Annotated in this window: 18 protein-coding genes; 12 read left to right on the forward strand and 6 right to left on the reverse strand. The window is 64.2% G+C overall.

The window, feature by feature from the left end:
* Nucleotides 1-198: 198 nt before the first annotated feature.
* From ACI2JO_RS06220 to ACI2JO_RS06230, 3 genes are all read right to left on the reverse strand, one after another.
* Nucleotides 199-1,605 carry a hypothetical protein gene (locus tag ACI2JO_RS06220; protein WP_404719831.1) on the reverse strand — a complete coding sequence of 469 codons (1,407 nt, stop codon included), beginning with the start codon at nucleotides 1,603-1,605 and terminating at the stop codon, nucleotides 199-201.
* Between the two features lie 401 nt (nucleotides 1,606-2,006).
* Nucleotides 2,007-2,672 carry a hypothetical protein gene (locus ACI2JO_RS06225; protein ID WP_404719832.1) on the reverse strand — a complete coding sequence of 222 codons (666 nt, stop codon included), beginning with the start codon at nucleotides 2,670-2,672 and terminating at the stop codon, nucleotides 2,007-2,009.
* Nucleotides 2,673-3,032: 360 nt separating this feature from the next.
* On the reverse strand, nucleotides 3,033-3,278 hold the full coding sequence (locus ACI2JO_RS06230) for a hypothetical protein (protein ID WP_404719833.1): 246 nt from the start codon (nucleotides 3,276-3,278) through the stop codon (nucleotides 3,033-3,035).
* A 314-nt stretch (nucleotides 3,279-3,592) separates the two neighbouring features.
* On the opposite strand from ACI2JO_RS06230, the gene ACI2JO_RS06235 reads away from it, so the two are divergent.
* The 10 genes from ACI2JO_RS06235 to ACI2JO_RS06280 all read left to right on the forward strand — a co-directional run bounded on the left by ACI2JO_RS06235 (nucleotide 3,593) and on the right by ACI2JO_RS06280 (nucleotide 14,613).
* Complete coding sequence (locus ACI2JO_RS06235; protein WP_404719834.1) at nucleotides 3,593-3,976, forward strand: ATP-binding protein; 384 nt, start codon at nucleotides 3,593-3,595, stop codon at nucleotides 3,974-3,976.
* Nucleotides 3,977-4,218: 242 nt separating this feature from the next.
* Nucleotides 4,219-4,872, forward strand: coding sequence for a hypothetical protein (locus ACI2JO_RS06240; protein WP_404719835.1), 654 nt, complete (start codon nucleotides 4,219-4,221; stop codon nucleotides 4,870-4,872).
* Between the two features lie 42 nt (nucleotides 4,873-4,914).
* Nucleotides 4,915-5,571 (forward strand): hypothetical protein, encoded by a 657-nt coding sequence (locus ACI2JO_RS06245; protein WP_404719836.1) that lies wholly within the window; start codon nucleotides 4,915-4,917, stop codon nucleotides 5,569-5,571.
* 50 nt (nucleotides 5,572-5,621) lie between these two features.
* On the forward strand, nucleotides 5,622-6,485 hold the full coding sequence (locus tag ACI2JO_RS06250; protein WP_404719837.1) for a hypothetical protein: 864 nt from the start codon (nucleotides 5,622-5,624) through the stop codon (nucleotides 6,483-6,485).
* A 73-nt stretch (nucleotides 6,486-6,558) separates the two neighbouring features.
* Entirely contained in the window at nucleotides 6,559-7,098 is a 540-nt protein-coding gene (locus ACI2JO_RS06255; RefSeq protein WP_404719838.1) for a hypothetical protein, read from the forward strand.
* Between the two features lie 101 nt (nucleotides 7,099-7,199).
* A complete protein-coding gene (locus tag ACI2JO_RS06260) occupies nucleotides 7,200-10,040 on the forward strand; it encodes a class I SAM-dependent DNA methyltransferase (protein ID WP_404720337.1) in 2,841 nt (946 codons plus the stop codon).
* Nucleotides 10,037-11,095: an endonuclease NucS domain-containing protein gene (locus tag ACI2JO_RS06265; RefSeq protein WP_404719839.1), complete on the forward strand. Its 1,059-nt coding sequence runs from the start codon at nucleotides 10,037-10,039 to the stop codon at nucleotides 11,093-11,095. Before ACI2JO_RS06260 ends, ACI2JO_RS06265 begins: the two co-directional genes overlap by 4 nt.
* A complete protein-coding gene (locus ACI2JO_RS06270) occupies nucleotides 11,092-11,295 on the forward strand; it encodes a hypothetical protein (protein ID WP_404719840.1) in 204 nt (67 codons plus the stop codon). Before ACI2JO_RS06265 ends, ACI2JO_RS06270 begins: the two co-directional genes overlap by 4 nt.
* On the forward strand, nucleotides 11,292-13,379 hold the full coding sequence (locus ACI2JO_RS06275; RefSeq protein ID WP_404719841.1) for a DEAD/DEAH box helicase: 2,088 nt from the start codon (nucleotides 11,292-11,294) through the stop codon (nucleotides 13,377-13,379). Before ACI2JO_RS06270 ends, ACI2JO_RS06275 begins: the two co-directional genes overlap by 4 nt.
* Nucleotides 13,372-14,613, forward strand: a complete 1,242-nt coding sequence (locus ACI2JO_RS06280; RefSeq protein WP_404719842.1) for a GIY-YIG nuclease family protein — start codon at nucleotides 13,372-13,374, stop codon at nucleotides 14,611-14,613. Before ACI2JO_RS06275 ends, ACI2JO_RS06280 begins: the two co-directional genes overlap by 8 nt.
* Nucleotides 14,614-14,761: 148 nt before the next feature.
* Here the strand turns inward: ACI2JO_RS06280 and ACI2JO_RS06285 are convergent, their stop codons facing one another.
* Entirely contained in the window at nucleotides 14,762-15,103 is a 342-nt protein-coding gene (locus ACI2JO_RS06285; RefSeq protein ID WP_404719843.1) for a hypothetical protein, read from the reverse strand.
* Nucleotides 15,104-15,413: 310 nt separating this feature from the next.
* Between ACI2JO_RS06285 and ACI2JO_RS06290 the strand changes: the two genes are divergently transcribed.
* Entirely contained in the window at nucleotides 15,414-17,699 is a 2,286-nt protein-coding gene (locus tag ACI2JO_RS06290; RefSeq protein WP_404719844.1) for a hypothetical protein, read from the forward strand.
* Between the two features lie 80 nt (nucleotides 17,700-17,779).
* Here ACI2JO_RS06290 and ACI2JO_RS06295 read toward each other — a convergent pair whose 3' ends face one another.
* Both ACI2JO_RS06295 and ACI2JO_RS06300 read right to left on the reverse strand, forming a co-directional pair.
* Nucleotides 17,780-19,645: a DUF4209 domain-containing protein gene (locus ACI2JO_RS06295; protein ID WP_404719845.1), complete on the reverse strand. Its 1,866-nt coding sequence runs from the start codon at nucleotides 19,643-19,645 to the stop codon at nucleotides 17,780-17,782.
* Between the two features lie 18 nt (nucleotides 19,646-19,663).
* Nucleotides 19,664-20,245, reverse strand: coding sequence for a hypothetical protein (locus ACI2JO_RS06300; RefSeq protein WP_404719846.1), 582 nt, complete (start codon nucleotides 20,243-20,245; stop codon nucleotides 19,664-19,666).
* A gap of 493 nt (nucleotides 20,246-20,738) precedes the next feature.
* Between ACI2JO_RS06300 and ACI2JO_RS06305 the strand changes: the two genes are divergently transcribed.
* Nucleotides 20,739-22,775 (forward strand): hypothetical protein, encoded by a 2,037-nt coding sequence (locus ACI2JO_RS06305; protein ID WP_404719847.1) that lies wholly within the window; start codon nucleotides 20,739-20,741, stop codon nucleotides 22,773-22,775.
* The last annotated feature ends 14 nt before the right edge of the window (nucleotides 22,776-22,789 follow it).

The following is a 22,789-nucleotide window of genomic DNA, read 5'->3' on the forward strand; positions in this document are numbered from 1 at the left end:
CAGCCAGTACTTGATTCGATTTCCGTTGACCGGCTCTTTTTGCAAACGAGTATCCGCTTCGTTGGATCGGCATTCCCGAACACCCACCTAACGATCGTCGAACGCGATAACAGCTACTAAATGTTACAATCGAATTATTTGCAGGCCTCGCTGTGGCGAGTCAGTGTTCCAAAACAAGCCTGACGGCCGGATCGTGACCTAATCCTCGTCGCTCTCCTCCAGCCTTCGCCCGCCATCTATCGTAAGCGTATCGCGTGGAACGAGAATACGCACGGCCGGGGTCAGCGTAGAAGTGACGGGCAGCATCATCCAGTCGAACAGCGCCTCGCGCACGAAGGCGGGAAGGTCGTCGTCGGATTGAGCCAAACGGCCCTTCAGGAAATATGCCCAAGCGAAAACAAGGCTGCCACGCGCACCCTGATCGTCGGGATGACATTCCAAAAAAACTTTCAATGTTTTTAATAAAATGCCCCAAGGCCGCCAAGCATCCCATTTGACGACATCGAAAAGCACGGTCCTGCCCACCGGAAAAGCAAAATCGAGCAACTCTCTGGCTTTTTCCTTGGGGGATTGCGCAAGTTCCTCAAGCGTCACGTCCCCCAATTCCGCGCGATACCCGTCTAGCACGCGGAAACGCATCTCCGCCCGCCGATAATCGCCCGCGAACCGTTCGTCCCACCGGAGCATCGCCTCCAGGGTGGCGTGACGTGGCATCGGTTCCGGGTTCCCGGACCAATCGTCTGTCCAATTGAACGCGAGATTTTCTCCGTCCTCCAGCTCACGAACGAATGACCGATAATATTTGTCCGGCGGAAGTGCGTCCCAAATGACGGGATGCATCTCTACCATACTCTCCGGCGTCCAATCCCGAGGAATACCTGGTGGATCGATCGTCACCGGGACAGGCAACGCCGTACGATACCGGCTCGCATCGAAATTGGGATTTCGGGCGATCTCCGTACGCCAAGTACCGTGCACGGGGTCTTGATGCCATAACACGCCCAACCCGTCGAAATCATGAACCTCGCCGGTGCGGAGACTCCAGCCGTGCAACACGCAAACGCGCTGCAAAACGTTCGCCTGCGACAATTCTCGTACCGAAACAACTTCATCGGACCAGCGGTCCTCCGTCTGGCGCAGGATCAGACGCGCTGACCGTGCCAGCGTCGCCACCGAGACTCTGCTACCGTGCCGGTTGGTAACGCCTTCAGCCTGAAGGACACGGACGATGCGCTCGAATCCCGCTTCCAGCGATCCTGATTGTATATCGACTGCTCCGCGCACCGACTGTTGCTCGCGGTCCTGCTGATGAAGCCGTTGCTTCTCGAGGCGCTGCATTTCCAGCAGCAGCGCCAAAAAAGCAGGTCCGGCTTCTTGCAGTTGGCCACCCAACTCCTCCAATCGTGTCTCGATGGCGGGCATGCGCCGCGAAGCCGGAACCGAGCTGTTCCACGGGTTCTGAAGCGTGTGTTTCGCGGTCACGTCGCCAGCCATCATTTTGGCATGGAGGGCTTCGACCATTTCCTGACCGGATCGGTCCAAGCCCGTGACGCGGGTCATGACACTGGCGACAAGGAGCGCCATCAGATCATTAACTTCCCGCATCAGGAATGCTTTCCGTTGTCAGATACTGATTTTGCAGACCAGTTTGTCATGGAGCGATGTCCAGCATGAGCTGGTGGGCTGACATCTGGCGACTTCGCCCGACAGAAAATCACCACTACTCTGCCGGCCATTCTCGACAAGCGTGGCATGTAGCAAGATAAATTGCGGTAATTTGTCAAAGTTGACAAACTTGATGCTTTTTTATGGTCTGCATGGAAAAGCAGGGAATGAGGCGCAATACCTAGTAAATGATGCGCAGCATCTTTTACTATGCGCGCTCCTGCAGAGCGGTGGATCGACCTTGCGGCCGAGTTTTTGGCCCGCTCACGCGGGCCAGCGCTAGCGCGGGAGGAGCGGGTGCGCCGCAACCGCCGGCCGAGCATCCTTGCGTGGCCACTCATCTACAAATCGCTTTCGCCATCGACGGTCATCTGGGGATCGTCGGGCGATCCCACCCCGGCGAGCAGGTTGTCCGTCAGAATGAGCTGGGCGATCTGATCCTCCGTGGCACGGGTCACTGTCGACCAGTGGCCTTCTCGTACCCCGGCCCGTCCCAGCCGCGACACGACGGAGCGAGCCTCGGGCCAGATGCAGGTATAGCTCTGCTCCATGTCACGAAGGCGCTTGCCCTCAATGGCGTCCTCGCATCGCCGAAGGTCGGCCAGATGCAGCTCGAGTTCGAGCATTTTACTGATTGCGGCGACCATCAAGGGCCGAAGCGCCTCCTGCGCCTTGGCTACCCGTTCCAGCAGCGCTCGGTGGTCATTCGTGAGCGTCACCGATTTCAACCTCGGGTGAGCGAGGAAGCGGCCGGCGGTCTGGCTCGTATTCGACGTACCACCCTTCGCCGCGCGCAGCTGGCGGACGTAACGTGCCTTTTCTGCGACCTCGCTGCCGCAGGTCGCGGCTATACCGAGTACCCAGGTTGATAGCTCGTCTAGCGCTTCCATGGTAACCGAACCATCGGCATTGAGCTGGACACGCCCGGCCTCCTCTAGGATTTCCGGGTCTTCATTCTGATGCGCAGCTACGTTCGCCGGCCCGCGCCCGCGTTCTATTTCGTTCATGACATTGTCCTTGTTGATCGGCGGTAAGACGGATCAACAGGAATCTACGGGGCTGCCCAAGCCGAAGGCGGGTGATCGACGAACCGTGCGGACATGCGCGACAACCTCAACGGTACCACCGGCAGGATCGATCTTGCCTTATCGTTGGCACGCCAGATCAGCATGGCGATCAATCGCAAGAGGGCGTAAAGTTCGCTCATCGTCAACGCGCTTCGACGAACACACAAATCGCCAAGCCGCTGCTAGCGCGACTGCGATCCATATCTCCGCCTTCGAAGCTCATGAATCCTTTTTAGGAAGGGACGCGGTTTTTGTTAAGGCTGGTCAGGCGAATTTTGCGACACAATCCGGCTATCTCCATCATCCATACGCGTCCTGCCGCAGCCGGCCGGTTGCGCGCAACAGCGCTCCTTGTGCCACCAGCACATCGGCTCGCGCCGACGCCGCCGCGAGCTGCGCGCCGCGGAAGCTCTGGTCCGCGACGAGGATGTCGATCGTTGGACGCAGGCCGAAGCCATGTTCGGCGCGCACGCCCTTCAGCGCGAGATCTGCCGCGGCCAGTCCGTCGATATTGGCCTGCAATCGCGCTTGCGCCGCGGTCAGCAAGGCCCAGGCGGCGGTCGAGCAGTCAGTGATGGATATCGATCTGCTGCACGCTGGCACGCTGGCACGCTGGCACGCTGGCACGCTGGCACGCTGGCACGCTGGCACGCTGGCACGCTGGCACGGCGCGCGGAGGGACTGCAACGCTTCACCGAAGCGTCCCGCGCGCTCGCCCGGCTGCCCGCCCCGACGCGGACGCCCGTGCGATTGCGCAACATGGCAGACGATCTGGCCCGGTTGTTCGCCGGACGCTGGCCCGCGGCAACGCTGTCGGTCGCGGTGGGGGCGACCTGTGGTGGCCGCTCGACCGCGATCAGATGGACCAGGCGATCTGGGCGCGGCTTCAGAACGCCGCGGAGGCAACCACCCCCGGCACCGAGGCCCAGGTCGCGTTGCGTATGCACGTCATTGACGCAGGGCTCGCGATCGACATTGAGGACGATGGTGCCGGCGTGCCGCCCGACGCCGCCGCGCGCATCTTCCGCCCCGACCACACCACCAAGCCCGACGGTACCGGCATCGGCCTCAGCCTAGCCCGCCAGATCGCGCTGGCGCATGGCGGCACCCTGACACTGCGATCCGGATCGCCGACGACGGTCCGACTGGCCATTCCGAAACAACTTTCGGGATATCACCAGCTGATAGCGAGGAGAGGCGTTTCTCGCGCTTCCTGGGCCTGCCGACGACCGCGACCGGCGTAGAGCCGGTGCTGTAGCCGCGCCGATATCGGCAGCATGGAAAACGGCGCCGGTGTCGCTGATTATTATGAAAGACTGATGCGAAGATTTTGAAAGAAGGAAAAACAAGATCGGCATTCGCCGGTAGGCCTCCGATCAGAATCTTTGTCGTCGACCGGTTCCGCCGGTCATCCCCAACATTCGCGTGTCCACAACCGATCGCTCCAGCGATCCGGCAAGCGATCACGCGTCCGGAGCCCAACCATATGCTTCCTACATCCATCATCAGCGCGCTGAGCGTCATTAAACTCGATGTCGGCCATCATGTCGGCATCAAACGGGAGATGCCTGTCGGCGGCGCCGTTCTAACCGCGACGCTGCAAGGATCGGGGGTTCGCTTCAGCCTCGACAGCTGCATCCTGCGGCCGTCGGACCCCACTGACACCTTGCTGCTCTGGCTAAATCGGCATCTGATGCGCGAAGGCGTGACGATCACCGGTTATCAGCTGGATGACGCTGTCGCGCTACTCGATCGTCTGCCCGGTGCGCAGTGGTCACCGGTCCTGCGTACGCTGGCGGGTTGCGGCAACCAGTACGTGCTCGATCTGTCCGCCCGCCTCAACGGTGATCCGGTGACGTTCCAGCAGGCTTGCACCCACTCGCAGATCCTGTGTGCGCCCACCGATGCGGGCAGGCGGTTCGCCAGTTGGATGCGCTCAGACGTCTACGACATCCAGCAGGATGCGCAGGTCGATGCGATCGCCTCATTCCGGCTGGTCATTCGGCGCCTGGCGATGCTGAACCCCGTTGCGCGGGGGGTTGCTGGCGCCATGGCTGGCTGCTTTGCCACTTGGCTGGAGGAGGCGGACTGCCCCGCTGCAAAGGCTCACGTCGCCGACCTGCTGTTCACCGCCGACTGATTGATCCCGGCCGCGACCGTGGCCAGTTCCAAGGAAACATTCATGTCCCTCATCGATCTATCGATCGAGGAGCGCGGCTACGCGCCTGCTTCGATCGCATTAGCTGTAAGAACTATCGGTGCCTGCCCCGCAGCCAAGCACCGGCCAGATGGCCGCCTCCTGTGCGGCATCGGGCTGCTCTGCGTCACGCTGGAGGATGGCGGCCGCCATGCCCTCACTACCGACGCCCGGTGTCTGGACGAGGGAGATACACCCGTCGATTTGCTCGACTGGCTGGAGCGGTACATCCCCGCGGCCAGCGGCATCGTCACCTGGGATAACTGGGGCAGCGTTCCGCGCCGTCTACTCGCGCTCGTCGATCCGGCACGGCATCCGCGCATCATCGCCGCCGCCACCGACACCGCCGGGCGATGGCGCGACATGCCGCGTGGGCACACTTGGCATGTCCGTCAGGCGCGCGCGCACCTCATGCCCTGCCTGTGTCCGCGAGGCACCCCCGTCGACGAGTGTGACGCGGCGATGCCGACCGTGCTGCTGCCAAACCCGGCGACCACCGCCATCGAACTGATCGGCGAGGCAATCGCTGGCTGGCAATGCTGGGCAAGGTCGTTCGGCAACTTCGACGACGCCGGCCACCCCGCCCAAGCCGCGCTTCGCGCGCTCGACCGCTGGCGTGCTGCTCAGCCCGCCGCCCGCTGACCTACCTCTCGCGCAACATGCGGACGCGCAGCGCCCGCCGGAGAACCATGATGCATCACGACCTTAATTCGCTCTGGAAGGGCACATCGCCCCGCTTCGTCGTCGTCCTCGACGCCGAGCTCGCCTATGACCATGAAGCGCATGCCCGCTACCAGATGGCCGAGCGCTTCCTGCCCGTTGACGCCGGGCATCTGTCGCCGCGCGAAGTGCGCACCGACCCGCGCGTCACGCCACGCTGGCCCTGCCACCGGATCACCACCCTGAGCTGGCTGGTGATGACTGAGGCCGAGGACGGCCTGCGTCCGGTGCGTCTCGAAACCCGGGGCCTGCCGGAGCAGGACGAGGCCGCTGCCTTGCGGGCCTTCTTTGCGGACATGGATCATCTCGGTCACGTCCGGATCGTGACGTGGGGTGGATTCCATACCGACCTGCCGCAAATTTTGATCGGGGCAATTGATGCGGGGCTGCGGCTGCCGTCTAGCCTGACGGCGCTGCAGTCGCCTTGGCGCCGCGATGCCTCGGGGCATCTCGACTTGTGCGGCGAGATGTGCGGCGGGGCAGTGCCTGTTCATCTGGCCGAGATCGCCGCCCGGCTAGGGATCCCGGCAAAACTGACCTGCCGCCCGGACCTCGTCTCCCGATTTATGGAGCAGGGGAAATGGTCGGCCGTCCGCTCGGTCTGCGAAGGGGATGTGTTGACCACGGCCACGCTCCTCATGCGCTGGCGTCATCTGTCCGGCGGCACCGCCTCCGTCCTGGAGGCGACGCGACGGCTGACGGGCTTCGTCGCCGAGCACTGCGCCCACCGCGCCTACGCCGCCGACTGGCGGCGATACGGCGACGACCTGCTCGCCACAGCCTTCGCCGCAGAAGCCCGCAAGGCGGAAATTTTCGCACCGGTGGCCTGTCGCTGAGCAGCGATGATGGCCTTCGTGAAGGGGGCGGAAAAGAAACGAACGGGCCGGTGGCCCAAAGGAGATTATCGACATGATCAAGCAGCATTCGATCGACACGATGCAGGCGTGGACCCACGGCCTGCGGGTCGCGATGGGCTATCCGGAATATGCACCCATCGCCAATCCGATCGCCTTCGCCTCCGGCGGGCGCAAGAACTTCGCCGAAGCGCTCAAAATCGCCGCCATCGTCGAGGAGATCGGCCGCGACATGATCCTCGTCCAATTCGACCTGCCCATCGCCGACGGACCGGTGGGCGTCTCTCTCGCCACACGCTCCACCATCCACGTCGACTGGCATGCCGACGTACAGCTCTACCTCGACAGCAACGACACGTCGGTCGAGATTTTGACGGACACGCATCGCTGGTCGGTCGGCCCCCGCAATGTTCTGACCGCATCGGCGCTGCCGCCGCGGAGCCGGATCAAGAGTGGCATCGAGCGCGCTCACCGCCGCTGGCGAGAAGTGACCGAACGGGTTCACGGCGTCGAGCTTCCTGGCTCGGTCTTCGTTCCCGCCGGTGGCAGCTACGCCGACGCCATGCCGATGGAGGCGATCCGCTCGGCAGCCTGACGCGGCACACGACCGATGACTATCGGGCGGACGTGTCCTATCGTCCGCCCGATAACTCAGTCCCGCCGATGCGGGCCAGCACCTTGGACCTGTCGAACCGCATGAACGCCGTCGAAATCGAAGAAGCCGTATCCGACCTCGTCCAACAGCCGTTCGACGCCGCCGAATTCCCGTTCCAGTTCATCACCGCGTTCGGCGCCAAGAAGGCGACCGTCGACCGCCTGCGAGCGACGAAGAACGGCACCAATCAGTCCGATGTCGGTGGCGTCCTGCAGCGCAACAACATCCATATCGGCATCGCCCCCGCAGGCGAAGTCTGCGCGACGCTCGCCGCCCTGCGCGCCAGTCCCAAGACCGTTAGCGCCAAGGCCAAGTTCCTCCTCGCTACCGATGGCGAGACGGTTGAGGCCGAGGATCTGGTCGGCGGCGACGTGGTCGCTTGCGCCTACACCGACCTGCCTCGCCACTTCGCGACCTTCCTGCCGCTGGCGGGCATCTCAACGGTCAAGGAAATCAAGAACAACCCCATCGACGTCAAGGCGACGGGGCGGCTCAACAAGCTGTATGTCGAGCTGCTGAAGGACAATCCGGACTGGGCGACCGAGGAGCGGCGGCACGAGCTGAACCAGTTTATGGCACGGCTGATCTTCTGCTTCTTCGCCGAGGATACCGGCATCTTCCGCGAGAACCAGTTTACCGCCACCATCACCCAGATGAGCCATGCCGGTCACGGCAGCGGCGATGAGCAATGGGGCAACACGCACGAGGTGCTGACCGAGTTGTTCCGCGCGATGGACACGCCGGTCACGCATGAGGGCAATCTCGACGACCGCTATCGGCGCGCGGCAGGCATCCGGCCCTATGCCGACGTCTTTCCCTATGTGAACGGCGGCCTGTTCACCGGCGCGACCGAGAGTCCGCGCTTCAGCCGCACGGCGCGCGCGTACCTGCTGCGTGCGGGCGAGCTGGACTGGAAGGAGATCAACCCGGATATCTTCGGCTCGATGATACAGGCGGTCGCCGACGATGGCGAGCGCGGCGAACTGGGCATGCACTATACCAGCGTGCCCAACATTCTGAAGGTGCTAAACCCGCTGTTCCTCAACTCCTTGCGCGAGCAGCTGGAGGCGGCGGGCGACAGCCGACAGAAGCTCCGCAACCTGCGGCGGCGGATGGCGAACATCCGCGTGTTCGATCCGGCGTGCGGATCGGGCAATTTCCTGGTCATCGCGTACAAGGAGATGCGCGAGATCGAGGCGGTGATCGTCGAGCGGCTGGGCGGCGAGGCCAATCTGAAGCTGGAGGAGCGGCGCAGCGTCATCCCCTTGAGCAACTTCTACGGCATCGAGATCAAGGGCTTTGCCGCCGAAATCGCCCGCCTCGCGATGCTGATCGCCGAGTTCCAGGCGGACTGCCTGTACCTCAGCCAGCAAGAAGCGCGCGCGATGGTGTTACCGCTGCACAAAACGGGTCAGATCACTGTTGGTAATGCGCTGCGGCTGGACTGGCTCGAGGTGTGTCCGCCGGCACGGGTGGCGACCGGAGCGGAGCGTGATCTGGCTGGAGCGACCGGGCGGCTAGCGCTGGAGGCGAATGGTCTGGAGGAAGGCGCCGGAGCGGAGACGTATATTTGCGGCAACCCTCCCTACCTTGGCAAAGGCAAAAAGGAGGGATGGCATCTAGCGGATATGGACGCCGTGTTCGGTGGCCGCTTAGACAAATGGGGGTACGTCGACTACGTTGGCGCCTTTCTTTTGCTTGCCTCGGATTACGTGCGCATAACTTCCGCACAATCTGCTTTAGTGATGACGAATTCTATCGCCCAAGGTCGTCAGCTACCCCAGCTATGGCCCGTTGTGCTTGCGGGTGGAGTGAGCGTGTCATTCGCTCACCTTTCGTTCAAATGGCGAAATAGCGCTGCGAATAATGCTGGGGTTATCGTAGTCGTGGTTGGTTTGTGCGCCGGATCGTGCGGGCGAGCTAGGATGATCTACGAGGAGGGTCACGCCAAGGCGGTTCGACAGATAAATGCCTACCTGCTCGACGGTGAGAACACCTATGTCGAGAGTCAGCCTCGTCCAATTAGCACGCAATTACCGACCCTAATCACCGGCAGCGTCCCGAATGACGGTGGGAACCTCATCCTTTCCGAAGCTGAGAGCGAGCAGCTACTTGTAAGATATCCAAATTCCTCCCAGTGGCTACGTTCGTTCATGGGTTCTGCAGATTTCATTCAAGGGCTAAAAAGAAATTGCCTTGTTATTCCTGACGCGGACCTGCCTCAGGTTGATCTCATCCCAACTTTAGTTGAGCGATTGCGCAGAGTTCGTGAATTGAGGCTTCTCAGTCCAAAAAAAGAGGCGCGAGAAGAGCTTTCCATGATCCCCCATAGATTTCAGCACAACGCTGGCTGGGGATCACGGTCGATTATAGTCGTACCATCGGTTAGCTCCGAGTCTCGAGCTTGGTTTCCCGTCGGCTATTTGCCCGCCGGAACGGTCGTCTCGAACCTTGCTTTTGTCATGCTTGATCCGCCCATCTGGGCGCTCTCGATCGTTGCATCGAAGATGCACTTGGCGTGGCTGAGCACCGTTTGCGGCAAACTTAAGACTGATTACCGCTACTCCAACACCCTCGGCTGGAACACCTTCCCCGTCCCCAAGCTCACCGAACAGGACAAGGCCGACCTCACCCGCACCGCCGAGAACATCCTGCTCGCGCGCGAGGCGCATTTCCCCGCCACCATCGCCGATCTCTACGATCCCGAGGCGATGCCTGACGATCTGCGCCGCGCGCATGACGAGAATGACGAGGTACTGGAGCGCATCTATATCGGCCGCCGCTTCCGCAACGATACCGAGCGGCTGGAAAAGCTGTTCGGCCTCTACACCAAGATGACGGCGAACCAGCCGAAACCGAAGAAGGGCAAAAAGGCCGCATGACCCGCCTGTTCCGCATCACTGAGCAAGGCTTGGTCGAAAGCCGCCGCAAGCCGCTCGACCTCGAGAGCCGGATCGAGGACTGGGTGGTGACCGACCTCAGCCTGGTCGGCGTCGACGGCTTCGTCATCGGCCGTCAGGTGGCGACCGATCACGGCACGCGCATCGACCTCCTGGCGATGGACGAGGACGGCAACCTCATCATCATCGAATTGAAGCGCGATCGCTCTCCCCGCGACATCGTCGGGCAGGTGCTCGACTATGCGTCCTGGGTGCGGCATCTGACCACCAAGGACGTGCACGATCTGGTCCGCGCCGCCACCGGCCGCTCTCTGGCGGACTTGTACCGCGACCGCTACGGCAAGGCGGTGCCGGAAACGCTGAACTCCTCGCACCAGATGATTGTGGTGGCGAGCGAAGTCGACGAGGCGACCAAGCGGATCATCGAATATCTGTCCGAGGAGCATGACGTCGGCATCAACGCCAGCTTCTTCAACATCTTCGGCGACCAGGGTCACGAATGGCTGACCACCGACAGCTTGCTCGATCAGGAAGAGGTGAAGGACCGCGCCGTGAAGAAGGCGAGGGCGCCGTGGTCGGGGCTTTATTATGTCACCGGCGGGGCGGAGGAAGACCGGCCGTGGGAAGAGCTGCGCCAGCACGGCATCTTCGGTGCCGACGGCGGGCGGCACTATACCAATCAGCTCGACCGGCTCGAGGTCGGTGCACCGATCTTCTATTATCAGAAAAAGACCGGCTATCTCGGCTATGGCCGTGTCACCACGCCCAAGACGCTCGCATCGGATTTCGTGCTGGCGGATGGCCGCAAGCTGACTGACGTGCTGCCGACCCGGTATCTGACGCAGTTCAGCGATGATCCCGATCGCGCGGCTTATGTAGTGGGGGTGGACTGGCGACGCACCTATCCGCGCAGCGAGGCCAAGACGTATCAGGGCATCTTCGCCAATCAGGCGATCGCCTGTAAGATCTACGACCAGCAGACCGCTGACTTCCTCCGCGAGCAGTTCGGCCTTGGGGCGGACGAGGCGATGGCATGAGCAAATTCGAACAAGGTGGCGACGCCAAGGCGATCTCGCAGATCGCGTCCGAACGATATGGCGGTTTCGCTGCCATGTTCGAAAAGCATGGCTGGGCGGAGCGCGGCTCCGACATGATGCGCAAGGTGCAGACGCGGGTGAAGGAGCATTACGGCTCCGTGGCCGCCTTCGTCGACCAACACGATAAGGCTGACCAGTGACCGAGAACCGACCCATCCCCGCCGTCCGCCTCGTCACCGGCCAGACCGGCGCGTCTTCCAGCGCCAACGAACTCGGCATGCGGCCGATGCAGGCGCGCGCCTATGCGCATCGCGGCGAGCAATATCTGCTGATCAAGTCGCCGCCCGCGTCGGGCAAGTCCCGCGCGCTGATGTTCATCGCGCTCGACAAGCTGCACAACCAGGGCGTCAGACAGGCGATCATCGTCGTCCCGGAACGCTCGATCGGTGGCAGCTTCGCCGACGAGCCGTTGTCGGCGCACGGCTTCTGGGCCGACTGGACGGTGAAGCCGCACTGGAACCTGTGCAACACGCCCGGCGCCGACGACGTGAAGGTCGCTAAGTCGAAAGTGAAGGCAGTCGGCGAGTTTCTGGGCTGTGACGACACGGTTCTCGTCTGCACCCACGCCACCTTCCGCTTCGCGATTGACGAATTGGGCATTGCGGCCTTCGACGGGCGGCTGATCGCGGTGGACGAGTTCCACCACGTCTCGGCGAACCCGGAGAACCGGCTGGGCGCGCAACTGGGCCAGCTGATCGCGCGCGACAAGGTCCATCTGGTCGCGATGACCGGCAGCTATTTCCGCGGCGACGCGGTCGCGGTGATGTCGGCGGAGGACGAGGCGAAGTTCACCGCCGTCACCTACACCTATTACGAGCAGCTCAACGGCTATCGCTACCTGAAGACGCTCGACATTGCGTACAGCTTCTACACCGGCCGCTATATCGACAAGATCAACGATCTGCTCGATCCGGCGGTGAAGACGATCGTTCACATCCCCAGCGTCAACAGCCGCGAAAGCACCAAGGACAAGCATCGCGAGGTCGAGGAGATCATGGATCACCTCGGCACGTGGAAAGGCACCGATCCCGTCACCGGCTTCCACCTGATCGAAACGGCGGCGGGCGCGACGATCAAGGTCGCCGATCTGGTCGATGACGATCCCGCCAAGCGCGACCGCGTAGCGGCGGCCTTGAAAAGCCCGGAGGCGCGGAGCAACCGCGATCATGTCGACGTCATCATCGCGCTGGGCATGGCGAAGGAGGGGTTCGACTGGATCTGGTGCGAGCATGCGCTGACCGTCGGCTATCGCTCCAGCCTGACCGAGATCATCCAGATCATCGGCCGCGCCACCCGCGACGCGCCGGGCAAGACGGTCGCACGCTTCACCAACCTGATCGCCGAACCCGCCGCCGCCGACGACGTGGTGGCCGAGGCGGTCAATGACACGCTGAAGGCGATCGCCGCCAGCCTGTTGATGGAACAGGTGCTGGCCCCGCGCTTCGAGTTCACGCCCAAGGACGTCGGGCCGAAGGACGGCTTCGTCTATGGTCCCGACGGGTATGTCGAGGGCCGCACGAATGTCGGGTGGAACGAGGAACGCGGCCAGTTCCACTTCGAGCTGAAAGACCTGGTGCTGCCGAGCTCGACCGAGGGCAAGCGCATCTGCGCCGAGGACATCAACGAGGTCATCACCAGCTTCATCCAGGACAAGCAGGCGATCGAGCGCGGCCTATTCGACCCGGAGGTGGTCCCGGAGGAACTGACCCAGGTCCGCATGGGCAAGATCGTCCGCGACCGCTACCCCGACCTCAGCGAGACGGACCAGGAAGCGATCCGCCAGCACGCCATCGCCGCGCTCAACATCACCCAGCAGGCGGCGAAGATCGTCACTGAGACGGCGAGTGACGACGGTACGGGCGAGTTGAAGGCGAACACCTCGTTCGTCGATGGCGTGCGGAAGTTCATGAACGTGCGCGAGCTCGACATCGACCTGATCGACCGGATCAACCCCTTCGATGCCGCGCAGGCGATCATCGCCAAGGCGATGAACGAGGCTACGCTGCGGCAGGTGCAGGCGGCGATCTCGGCGCGCAAGACCACGCTGACCGAGGAAGAGGCGCGCGCCTTCGCGATCCGCGCGGTCCAGTGGAAACGCGAACGTGGCCGCGCGCCCGAGGCGACGTCGCAGGATCCTTGGGAGCGCCAGCTGGCGGAAGGCGTCGCCGCATTCGCCCGCTTTCGCGCGAAAGCTCAGGCCGCGGGGGGCGCCGTTCATGGCTGACATGACCGACGACGATATTCTCGCCGAACTCGGCGTCGACCTAACACCCAAGAAGGTCCGCGCCCGCACCCCGCGCGAGGAACGGATCATAGCGGGCTTCGAGGATATCGTCCGCTTCCATGACGAACACGGCCGCGTCCCCCGGCATGGCGAAGGCCGCGACATCTTTGAGCGGCTCTACGCCGTGCGCCTCGACCGGCTCCGCGCGCAGGCCGAATGCCGCGAACTGCTGGCGGATATGGACGTACACGGCCTGTTGGACGGCGCGATGGGGGCCGATGCCATCGACGATCTGGACGACAACGCGCTGCTCGCCGAATTGGGGATCGAGTTCGACGCATCGAACGACATTACCCAGTTGCGCAACGTCCGCTCCAATGCCGATCGCCAGGCCGCCGAGGAGGTCGCCAGCGCCAAACGATGCGACGATTTCGCGACGTTCAGGCCGCTCTTCGACCAGGTCCAGGCCGATCTCGACGCAGGCGTCCGCACCACGCGCCCCTTCGTCCGCGATCTCGGCATGTCGAAGGCCGATATTAAGCAGGGCGAATTCTTCATCGTCAGCGGCCAGTTGGCCTATGTGGCCGAGGTGGGCGAGCCGATCGCGGCGCCCAATGGCGAAACCGACGCCCGCTTGCGCGTCGTCTATTCCAACGGCACCGAAAGCGACCTGCTGCTCCGCTCGCTTCAGCGCGCGCTGTACAAGGACGAGGGCGGCCGCCGGATCACCGAACCGACCGCCGGACCGCTGTTCGACAGCACCGCGAAGGCCGAGGTCGAGCCCGACCACCTGCCGACCGGCACACTCTACGTCCTGCGCAGCCGCTCGACGCACCCGACCATCGCCGCGCACCGCGATCTCGTCCACAAGATCGGCATTACCGGCGGATCGGTCGAGGCGCGCGTCGCAGGTGCCGCCGAGGACGCCACCTATCTCCTTGCCGGTGTGGACGTCGTCGCCACCTACAAGCTGTACGACGTACACCGCTCCCGCTTGGAGGCGCTGATCCACCGCGTCCTCGACCCCGTTCGCTTCGACGTCGAGATACCCGATCGATTCGGCAAACCGGTTCGTCCACGCGAATGGTTCCTGGTTCCGTTGCCCATAATCGACGAAATTGTCGCCCGCATCGCCGACGGAACGCTGGCCGGCATGACCTACGATCCGCAAACCGTGGCTCTGGCTTCGGTCAACATGCACGGCGGATCGCTCAACGATCAGCGACTCACGTAGGAAAGCACATGGCGTGATGACCAACTTATCGACATTCGGGTCGGCTACCGCGCTTCCATCTTCAGCCGCTTGTTCGTTCGAGCTCGTCGCGAGCTGCGTCGCCCTGGCAGCGGTGTTGTGCGCCCAGCTCCTCTGGCCCTTGCAGTTCCTACTTCACCGCCTCGGGCTCGGGACCGAGCTTCAGATCTTCAAGCTTTGCTTGTTGGGTCTCCACCTTGCCTGGTTGCTTTTGAACCTCGCCGCGGTGGCCTACTTCATCGCGACGACGTTTCGGTTCGTCCAGCAGTCGGCTCGCGAGATGCTCCGCGAACGCTACACCGCCAATGTCGTACTGCCGCGCGATCTGACCCAGCGGCTCTGCGAGCAGCTGTATGGGCTCGCGACGAAGGAGCTTATCGGCGACAACGATGAGGACCCGGAGCGCCCCACCGCGGCCTTCGGCTTCGACTTCGGCGCGCCTTGGGCCGTCGAAGTCGAGACGGTCTTTCATCGACCGGCCGTGCTGCACGACGTCAGGATGGCGTGGGTACGCTGGGTGTTGCGGCGCTGGTCCGCCCGGTGTGTTAGAGCGACTGCTGAGCAACCCACGCCACCGTCGCGAGGTCTTGGGCGCCAGGGACCCTCGATATGGTTCACGCCCCAGATGGGCGGGATACTTCGTGGAAACGTCAGCTGGTGCCGAAGGCGCGAAGGTATGCCCCTGACCGCCTTCGAGAAACTCGTTTTGCGGCATGCTTTCATCTTTAGGAGCAGCCGCGATTAAGAGTGAGCTCCCCAGCCCCGAGGAGATCCTCGAAGAGTTGGCCGACAAGGTAGCGGCGCAGATCGAGCGCCTTGCGCCGGTCGCCTTCGACGGCGCGTTCCGCGAGATGACCCGTTATCACCGGTTCTTGCTGGCGCTCGGAGCCTCGCGCGACCCGAAAGGTGCTGCTTTCAACTTCGCCGAGATCGCGGGGAATGCATGGCATGCGCCACATAAGGAGTGGATCAGGCAGTACCGTCGGTTATTCGAGCGCGCCGCGGACAAGCTCGTTGACGACAGCCATTTCGCCCGATCCCTCGCCTACGTTCCCGGCCGACTCATGCCAGGACCCGGCGACCCGGAGATGTCGCCGAACGTATTGCGCGCGATCTTGGATCTTGGTCCGTTGCTCGTCAGCCGGCTCGAAGCCTGGGTGACGAAGCGCACCACCGTCGAGACCCGTCAGGGGCAGGCTGCGGAGCCCCGGCTGGCGCTCGCGGGGTCTGACGCGAAGGCGTACGAGAGCGCGATTCCCGATATCGTGGGAGCTTGGGAAAGCCTGCTCCACTACCCGCGGTCCATGTACGGTTGGCGTGAGCGTGGAGAGCGCACGGACGTCGAGCGCTGGGCGGCGTTCAGGGCGAGCTGGCCCTTCCTGTGGCAGCACCTGACGAACACGGCCTACTGCCTCGCCACGGCTGTTTGGAACGAAGACGAAACGGGTGCCGCCCTGTTCCGTGAGGCGCTGGTGCGGTGGGCACACGCGGTCGATCATCGATTGGACGATCGAGCCGAGCTGCGGCACCGGCGTCTGCTGTTCCCGAGCATCCTCGAACTGGACTGGCCAGAGGCGAGCGCAAAGGCCGCTCCGCTCGGCTACGATTACATGCCGCCGCCAACACCGGACCAGCTGTTCGCAAGTGTAATCCGGGGTGCGCACGACGACACCGTGTTGCTGACGTCAGCGCTGCTACTGTTCTGGACCATCAACGAGAAGCAAGCCTCGGATATTGGTGCGCGCACCGCGCGGGCGCTGCTCAGCCGAGAGGCGAGCGACGACGATCACCGTCATACAGGTTGGGAACCGCTGAGCTTCCGTTCGCTGTTTCTTGACCTGCTGCGCCTTGAGATGACGGGAGAGCGGTATCGCGATGGCTCCTACGCGGCCGAGCTCGACCACTCCGTCGCAGTGCTCGACAACATGACCGAGCGTCGCGTGGTGCCAGGGCGCGTGTTTACGCCCTCTACGCTGCACGGGCGTGACGGTCTCTTATTGTCCGACCTCGTAATCCTGCTTGCGCATGTTCCCGACGAGGGCGACGACGGTCTGAAGGAGCGCATCACCGCGCTCGCGCACGAGGAGGATGTGCTACCGGAAGGCGACGGCTCGCTGCGAGACATCCTCCACCAGCTCGAGCGCTTCCACTCGACGCTGGAGCAGCCGTTTCCCGCGCTTGATCGCGGCATGCAGCTTCTTTCGCCAAACCGGGACCCGCAGCGGTCAAAGGCTCGATTGCGGGAGATCGTCAGCGAGATTGCAAATGCGATCGAGGAGAAGCGGCGACACCGACTTCAAGCTCGCCCTGCCGACCCCGCGAATCTGGAGCGTCTCCGCTTAGCGATCGAAGAAGCGCTGCTGACCTCGGAAGTCGAGGCGCCCTTCTTTCGCGGTGTGGAGGTCGGTCGCGCAGCCGAAAGCGACATCGCCGAGTGGCGCGACATGACCTTCTCGGGCATCGGCAAGGCGCAGCTCACAGAGCCGCCGATGGAGTCGCCTAGCTCCAGCTTCGAGGAGATGCTGGTCTCCGGGTCCCGCGAAATGGCGGGTCGGCACGCCTGGGCTGCGTTCTGCCAGCGCCCTCGCATCGAGGCGACGGTCGCTGGTCGAGCGGAAGAGGAAGCATTCTGGCGCGACTTGCGACCACTGATCCAGCAAGTCGGCCCAGAGCCAGTGCTCGTCGTTTCGCGCAACGCCGAGGGCCGGGCGCTCCGACGGTTCCTTTATGCGCCGGCCGCGGATCGACCGGGACTAGCGATCGAGCAGCGCCCGCGCGCGGGCAGAGGGGCGTCCTACATCGCCACGGTCGAGGGCGTCGACGTGTTTGGTGCCGATTTCCGACCGGGCGAGGCTTGGCTGTTCTCCGCAATGTCGCTTCGCGAGGTGCGATATGCCGAGACGACAGCTCCTGATCGGCACGCCGAGCTGACCTTTGAGCTCGGCGAAGAGATGAAAGGCACGCTCCGTGTCCGGGTGCACCAGGCGCTGAAGTGGACGGACACCCCGACGTTTGAACTTAAAGCACCTGATCCGACGGTCGAAGGGGAATTAAGTAAACCGGGGTGAGTTCCGGCCTGCTACACCGAGCGTTGCGCTATTCGGAGCGACCAGGAGCCCGCATAAGGGAGCATGCGGCCCCCAACTCTTTAGATGGCAGCCCGCTCGAGTGCTGGTGCGACCCGATCCTTCCAATGGCGGACCAGAGGGAGGCACATGAGCTGGTAGATCAGCCAGCACGCATATATCGCGGTGGGATCGTAGCAGGCCCCGACCGACATCTTGCCATGCGCCAGGTCGTGCCGCAGCGCGGGGCCTGGACGATGATTGAAGAGGAGGTCGATCTCGTTGACGAGGTCCGCGCCGAAAATCTCCGCAAGCTCGGGACGTAGCCACTGGAGCAGCCCCGATAGCGAACGATCTTCTTGGAGTAGGTTCGGCTTCATCTTCGACGACTCGCGGTTGGCGTTCAGGAGGACGTAGCGAAGCGAGTTCTCGAGCTGCGGGATGAGCAGGTGTGCGGCCGAGGCGTAGTCGCCCTGCCAAAATCGCGCGAGGCCGAGCGCGAACAGGTGCTCGTGCCCCGGCGGAACAAACGGGCTCATGCTCGCGATCGGCCCGAAGTGCCGCTCCTCCAGCGGAAACCTGAGCATGACGGTGCGCCGGGCCGGTTCGATGAAGCCGCCGACGATCTGGTGCCGCCAGAGGTCGAGATATTGAAGCGATTGCTCTTTAAACCAAGCCTCGTCGGGCTCGCCCTCGAGCGGTGTTGCCCGCGTTTCGGCGACCGTCTTGCCTTCGTGATCGGAATAGCTGGCCCCGAAGAGCGAGCCGAAGAAGCTGCTCTTGCGACTTTCGAGCGCCTGCCGCCGTAGCTCCTCTACCTTGGGCGACGTCGAGAGCAGGGCGAACTGGAGCAGGATGTCAGGCAGGGTCAGCCCGTCGAAGAGCTCGATCGTCCCCTGGCGCTCCTTGGTCAGGTCCATCGGGATGCTGAACTGGCCGAACTCGTCGAGCGAGGCGTCCTGGAATTCGCGCAGCTCCGCCCGCAGTTTGGCGATGCGGTCCTTGAAGCCCCTCGCCGCCCGCAGCTCGCCGATCGCCTTGCGGGTCCAGTAGGCCTGCGCCGCCGCGGAGCCGACCTGCTCGCGCATCCGAAGCGTCTCGTCGACCGACCGTTCCTGGCAGCGGCGCTGAGCCTCATCGTCGCCGAGCTTGGCGTAGCCCTGGGCGGCTAGGTCCCAGACGCCTTGCACGGCCATCGGGTAATCGCCGCCGCCGCGTCGGTCCGCGAGCCGCTCAGCGTCGGGGGCAACCTTGGCCCACTCGGTCAGGCCGTACTCCACGCCAAGACGCGCGAGCTTGGTGAAAGCGACATACTGCCCGGCCGGGTCGGCTTGAGCGTACAGGGACTCGAACACGCGCCGGGGTGCCTCCGGCATCTCCCCGCGCTTGCGCGACAAAGCGACGATCTGGAGAGCGCGGTGGAACCAGTCCACGAGATCGAGGATGCTATCCGGCGAGAACCGGCGCACGTAGCTGCCGTCCAAACGGCGTTCGATCAGTTCGCAGTAGGCTTCGACCGCGAGGTTCGCTGCCGCGCGCCGCGCACGGTCGTTATGCCAGACGACGTCCGCTACCCTCGCTCGGAGCGCGGGATGGGTGATCGCCCCCGCCATCTCGGCTAAGATGGCGGTCTGTTCGCCGCGAAAGTCGCTCGCGGTGTACGAGCGCCCCTCCGGCCCCTGCCAACGCGGTCCCCAGACTGCGGCCTGGTCTTCGACGCGCAGGTGAAGCGTGCAGAGGATCGACAGCAGCCCGTAGCCGCGCTGCGCGGGCGAGGCTCCGCGGGCCTCGGCTTCCTTCGCTGCGTGATCCAGCGCCCGCTCCAGCGCATGATCGTCAGCGTGGTCGAGGCCGTCGAGCGCGGCCGCGATGTCAGCGGAGGCGAGATCCGCCAGCGATGCGAGCACCACGCTTGGCGGGTCTGTTTCCTGTTCTTCCTCGTCGCTCATGGCTTTGGCGCCGCAGAGTCACTGCGGCTCGAAGGCTGCATCGCGGACGTGAAAGACGAGGAGCGCCTCGCGCTTGACCCCTTCCATGTCGCGCACGGAGGGAGGGCAAAGATGATCACGGTGACCGTATCCGATGCGGTAGTCGCGTCCGATCTTCGCCACGCTGACTACGACCTCGTCGCCGTCGGTCGTCTTCCCTCGCAGATAGCCTAGCCGCTGTTCTTTGGACCGAACCACCTTACCGCTCCTAGATGGGCGGCGGACGACGGCGAGCATCACGTCGAAGCGATTGTCACACGGGTCGCCCTTGCGACGCTCCTTGGGCGTACCCTCGTGGCCATTGCAGTAGTAGCTGTGCTTGCCAGGGGAAGAGAACAGAACGATCTGTTCCAAATCGAGCCCGCCCTGCTGGCAGCGGGGATTGAGGCAGCCCAGCCGGCGGGGAATGTCCGTCTTCGTGAACCGGCTCTCTCGCTGCCACGCGTGGCGAGCGTAGTGCTCGTAAGGGTCCTGAGCGACCGTGAGCTCGAGCGACTCGATGTCGGGAAAGGCTTTCTCCCGATCAGTGGTCTCGCCTAGAAAGGGGCGGCTCGGAGTCACGCTTCGGGTTCCTCGATAATCCTGCATCGCTCTAATATCAGAACGAACGAGGAACTTCCATTCAGGGTTCCGAGTCGGTGAGGTTGGATCGGCGTGTCCGGTGAGCGAGTTGGATCAAGCGCGATCTCGTGGCCGAGCCGGATCCGACCGCCTGAAGCGCGCCGGCGTGTTCGACGCGGCATTGACTCGTGCACTCGTCGTCATCTATGTTACAGAAACCGCGACGTAGCGTCGTGGGACCCTCAACCCTTGCGCCTCGCGCGCGAAGGGGCGGTCACGCGGGACATCGGCGTTTGAGCCCCTGGTCCTGTACGCCTCGACAAGGTCTCGCACCGCTAACGCCGCCTTCGGTTACGCCGAGCCCTGCTCGGTAAGCGGAAGGAGGAAGCGCACGGACCTTCACGGTCCTTGGCACCTCGGATCGACGCTAACCGTCGCGACCGAGGCCCTACCAGGCTTTTGGCCCGGTCGCGCATGCCAAGGAACCTGTGAGATGCCTAAGTTTAACGACACTCCCGTCCTCCCCCGTCCGGTCGAGGCCCTCCCCGAGTACGCCCACGCCGGCGCACGGAAGACGCTCGGCGACAAGCTCGTCGAGTCCTTCGGGCTCTCGCGCGGCGCGGCCATGGCGATCGCGAACGCGGTCGTTGACCCGTCCGCCGTGCGCAAGAGCATCGGCGAACCGAGCGACCCCAACGCCGAGCGCATCGCGGTGCCAGGCGGCGTGCTGCTCGGCATCCGCACGACCGTTTGGGCACGTAAGGGCGTGCCGGACGCTCGCAATCCGCGCACGCTGCCGGCGCGCAAGCACCCCTTCGCGGTCGACCCCGGCACTGGCAAAGAGGACTCGAAGTTCCGGCCGCTGCCCGAGCCGCGCACGCCGAAGGGCGTGTCGGCCACGACGGCCGAGCTCGCGGTCGACATCGAGAGCCGCCACCACCTGACCTGGGCCGCGGAGCAGGCCAAGGCCTACGTCATCGCGAATAATGATTGGCGAGACTCCATCCGCAATCAGGGCGTGATGGAGGCGGTGTGGTTAGTGGCGACTACCTACGGCCATGGGGACGGCTCTGAACCCGTGACGGTGCTCGCGACGGCCGAAGGGTCGTCGCGGCTCACCGCTGCTCACGACATCCTCGGCATTCGCTCGGCGGACGTGCCCTACGAGGAGGGCGACGCCAAGTTCCGGGCGCATATCCGCCGGCTGAACGAAGCGCTCCAGGCGGGCGCGGCGAGCGGCGACGACCAGGCGGTGATGCGCTGCGAGCGGATCCCCGCGCTCATCATCGTCGGGTTCGAGCCCTATTCCGCTGGCGCCTCCGGCTTCGCCACCGGGTTCCCGACGGCGCTGAAGTCGCTCGTGGCGCTTCGCCACGTCGACCCTCCGACTCCGTGGGGCGAAGGGCCTGAGAACGAGTCGCTAGCCGACGAGGTGCTCGACGAGCTGGAGCGGCGGCGGCTGATCACGCCGACGCAGGCCGCCTACTACGCCGGGAGCCTGACCAAGGACGAGGCGCGAGCGGCGCACCTGTCGGACGATCCGGCTCGCCGGGCGGCCGAGATCGTGCGGCTGCTGACGAACCCCGAGCCGCATGTGCGTGAGGCGATCCGAGTGGCCGTCACGAGCCAGTCCACGCGCAAGAACGTCAACCAGGGTCTGCTGAACTCGCTCGCCACCGCGCTCATCCTGCGTGCGGTGGCCGAAGATCCGGGCCGGCTTGATCAGGCCCGGCGCTACTTGCGCAAGGGCTTCGGCAAGGCGGTCCACGCCGGCGACTGGGCTCCGACGGGCCGCGACACCGACAAGCTCGTCGCCGACGCGCTCGACGAGGTGCGGGCGGCGACGGTTGCCGGACGGGCGGACGAGCCCGGGCCGTCGACGCTCGAGCTCGCGGTGCGGTCAGCCCTGCCGCTTGTCATCGACGGGCGGCTGAGCGGCGACCGCGGCACGGCGAACAACCTCCAGCCCGACCGGCGGACACCCGGCGAGGTGCTGGAGGCCATGCGTCAGACGCCGCAGGGCGTCCAGCAGCTGGGCCAAGCGCTGCGCGACCACGCCGCCGGCCGGGCGATCCGGATCGTCGATGACTCCGGGAACGTGGTGGCGGACGAGGACGGCGGCGAACGCATCGTGAACGACACCTTTCTGCGGGGCGAGTTTCCGCCTCCGGGCAAGTCGAAGGCCCACCGGCCGGGCGACACCCCCGCCGATCGCCTGCACAACGCCACCGCCGTGCTGGCGACCGCGATGGACGCCGTCGCAGCCGCCTTCGAGGCGCTCGGCAAGGTGGAGGGTGATGACGGCCGGCTGATGGTGGACGTCAAGGGCGTCGATTCCCGCGACTGCAAGGCGTGGCGCGACCTCATCGCCCAAATGGACGAGGAGTTCGTCGTGTGGTCCCGCACCTTCCGGCGCGTGCACGGCGTCGACGCAGCACGGCCCGCGCCGGTGGCCAGCACCGATGTCGACGTCGACGATGAGGAAGACGTCGCGGACAACGAGCGGGACATGCTCGACGCCGCGGAGTGAAGCCTCGGGGATCG

Source organism: Sphingomonas sp. NPDC079357, assembly GCF_044901155.1.
GTDB lineage: Bacteria > Pseudomonadota > Alphaproteobacteria > Sphingomonadales > Sphingomonadaceae > Sphingomonas.

What these genes read in the sequence shown, in the direction of transcription:
- ACI2JO_RS06240 (WP_404719835.1), top strand. Translation starts at nt 4,219, where the DNA reads ATGCTTCCTACATCCATCATCAGCGCGCTGAGCGTCATTAAACTCGAT.
- ACI2JO_RS06285 (WP_404719843.1), bottom strand. Translation starts at nt 15,103, where the DNA reads ATGAAAGACCGTCTCGACTTCGACGGCCCAAGGCGCGCCGAAGTCGAA.
- ACI2JO_RS06250 (WP_404719837.1), top strand. Translation starts at nt 5,622, where the DNA reads ATGCATCACGACCTTAATTCGCTCTGGAAGGGCACATCGCCCCGCTTC.
- ACI2JO_RS06225 (WP_404719832.1), bottom strand. Translation starts at nt 2,672, where the DNA reads ATGAACGAAATAGAACGCGGGCGCGGGCCGGCGAACGTAGCTGCGCAT.
- ACI2JO_RS06235 (WP_404719834.1), top strand. Translation starts at nt 3,593, where the DNA reads ATGGACCAGGCGATCTGGGCGCGGCTTCAGAACGCCGCGGAGGCAACC.
- ACI2JO_RS06295 (WP_404719845.1), bottom strand. Translation starts at nt 19,645, where the DNA reads ATGAGCGACGAGGAAGAACAGGAAACAGACCCGCCAAGCGTGGTGCTC.
- ACI2JO_RS06255 (WP_404719838.1), top strand. Translation starts at nt 6,559, where the DNA reads ATGATCAAGCAGCATTCGATCGACACGATGCAGGCGTGGACCCACGGC.
- ACI2JO_RS06270 (WP_404719840.1), top strand. Translation starts at nt 11,092, where the DNA reads ATGAGCAAATTCGAACAAGGTGGCGACGCCAAGGCGATCTCGCAGATC.
- ACI2JO_RS06245 (WP_404719836.1), top strand. Translation starts at nt 4,915, where the DNA reads ATGTCCCTCATCGATCTATCGATCGAGGAGCGCGGCTACGCGCCTGCT.
- ACI2JO_RS06260 (WP_404720337.1), top strand. Translation starts at nt 7,200, where the DNA reads ATGAACGCCGTCGAAATCGAAGAAGCCGTATCCGACCTCGTCCAACAG.
- ACI2JO_RS06220 (WP_404719831.1), bottom strand. Translation starts at nt 1,605, where the DNA reads ATGCGGGAAGTTAATGATCTGATGGCGCTCCTTGTCGCCAGTGTCATG.
- ACI2JO_RS06305 (WP_404719847.1), top strand. Translation starts at nt 20,739, where the DNA reads ATGCCTAAGTTTAACGACACTCCCGTCCTCCCCCGTCCGGTCGAGGCC.
- ACI2JO_RS06280 (WP_404719842.1), top strand. Translation starts at nt 13,372, where the DNA reads ATGGCTGACATGACCGACGACGATATTCTCGCCGAACTCGGCGTCGAC.
- ACI2JO_RS06265 (WP_404719839.1), top strand. Translation starts at nt 10,037, where the DNA reads ATGACCCGCCTGTTCCGCATCACTGAGCAAGGCTTGGTCGAAAGCCGC.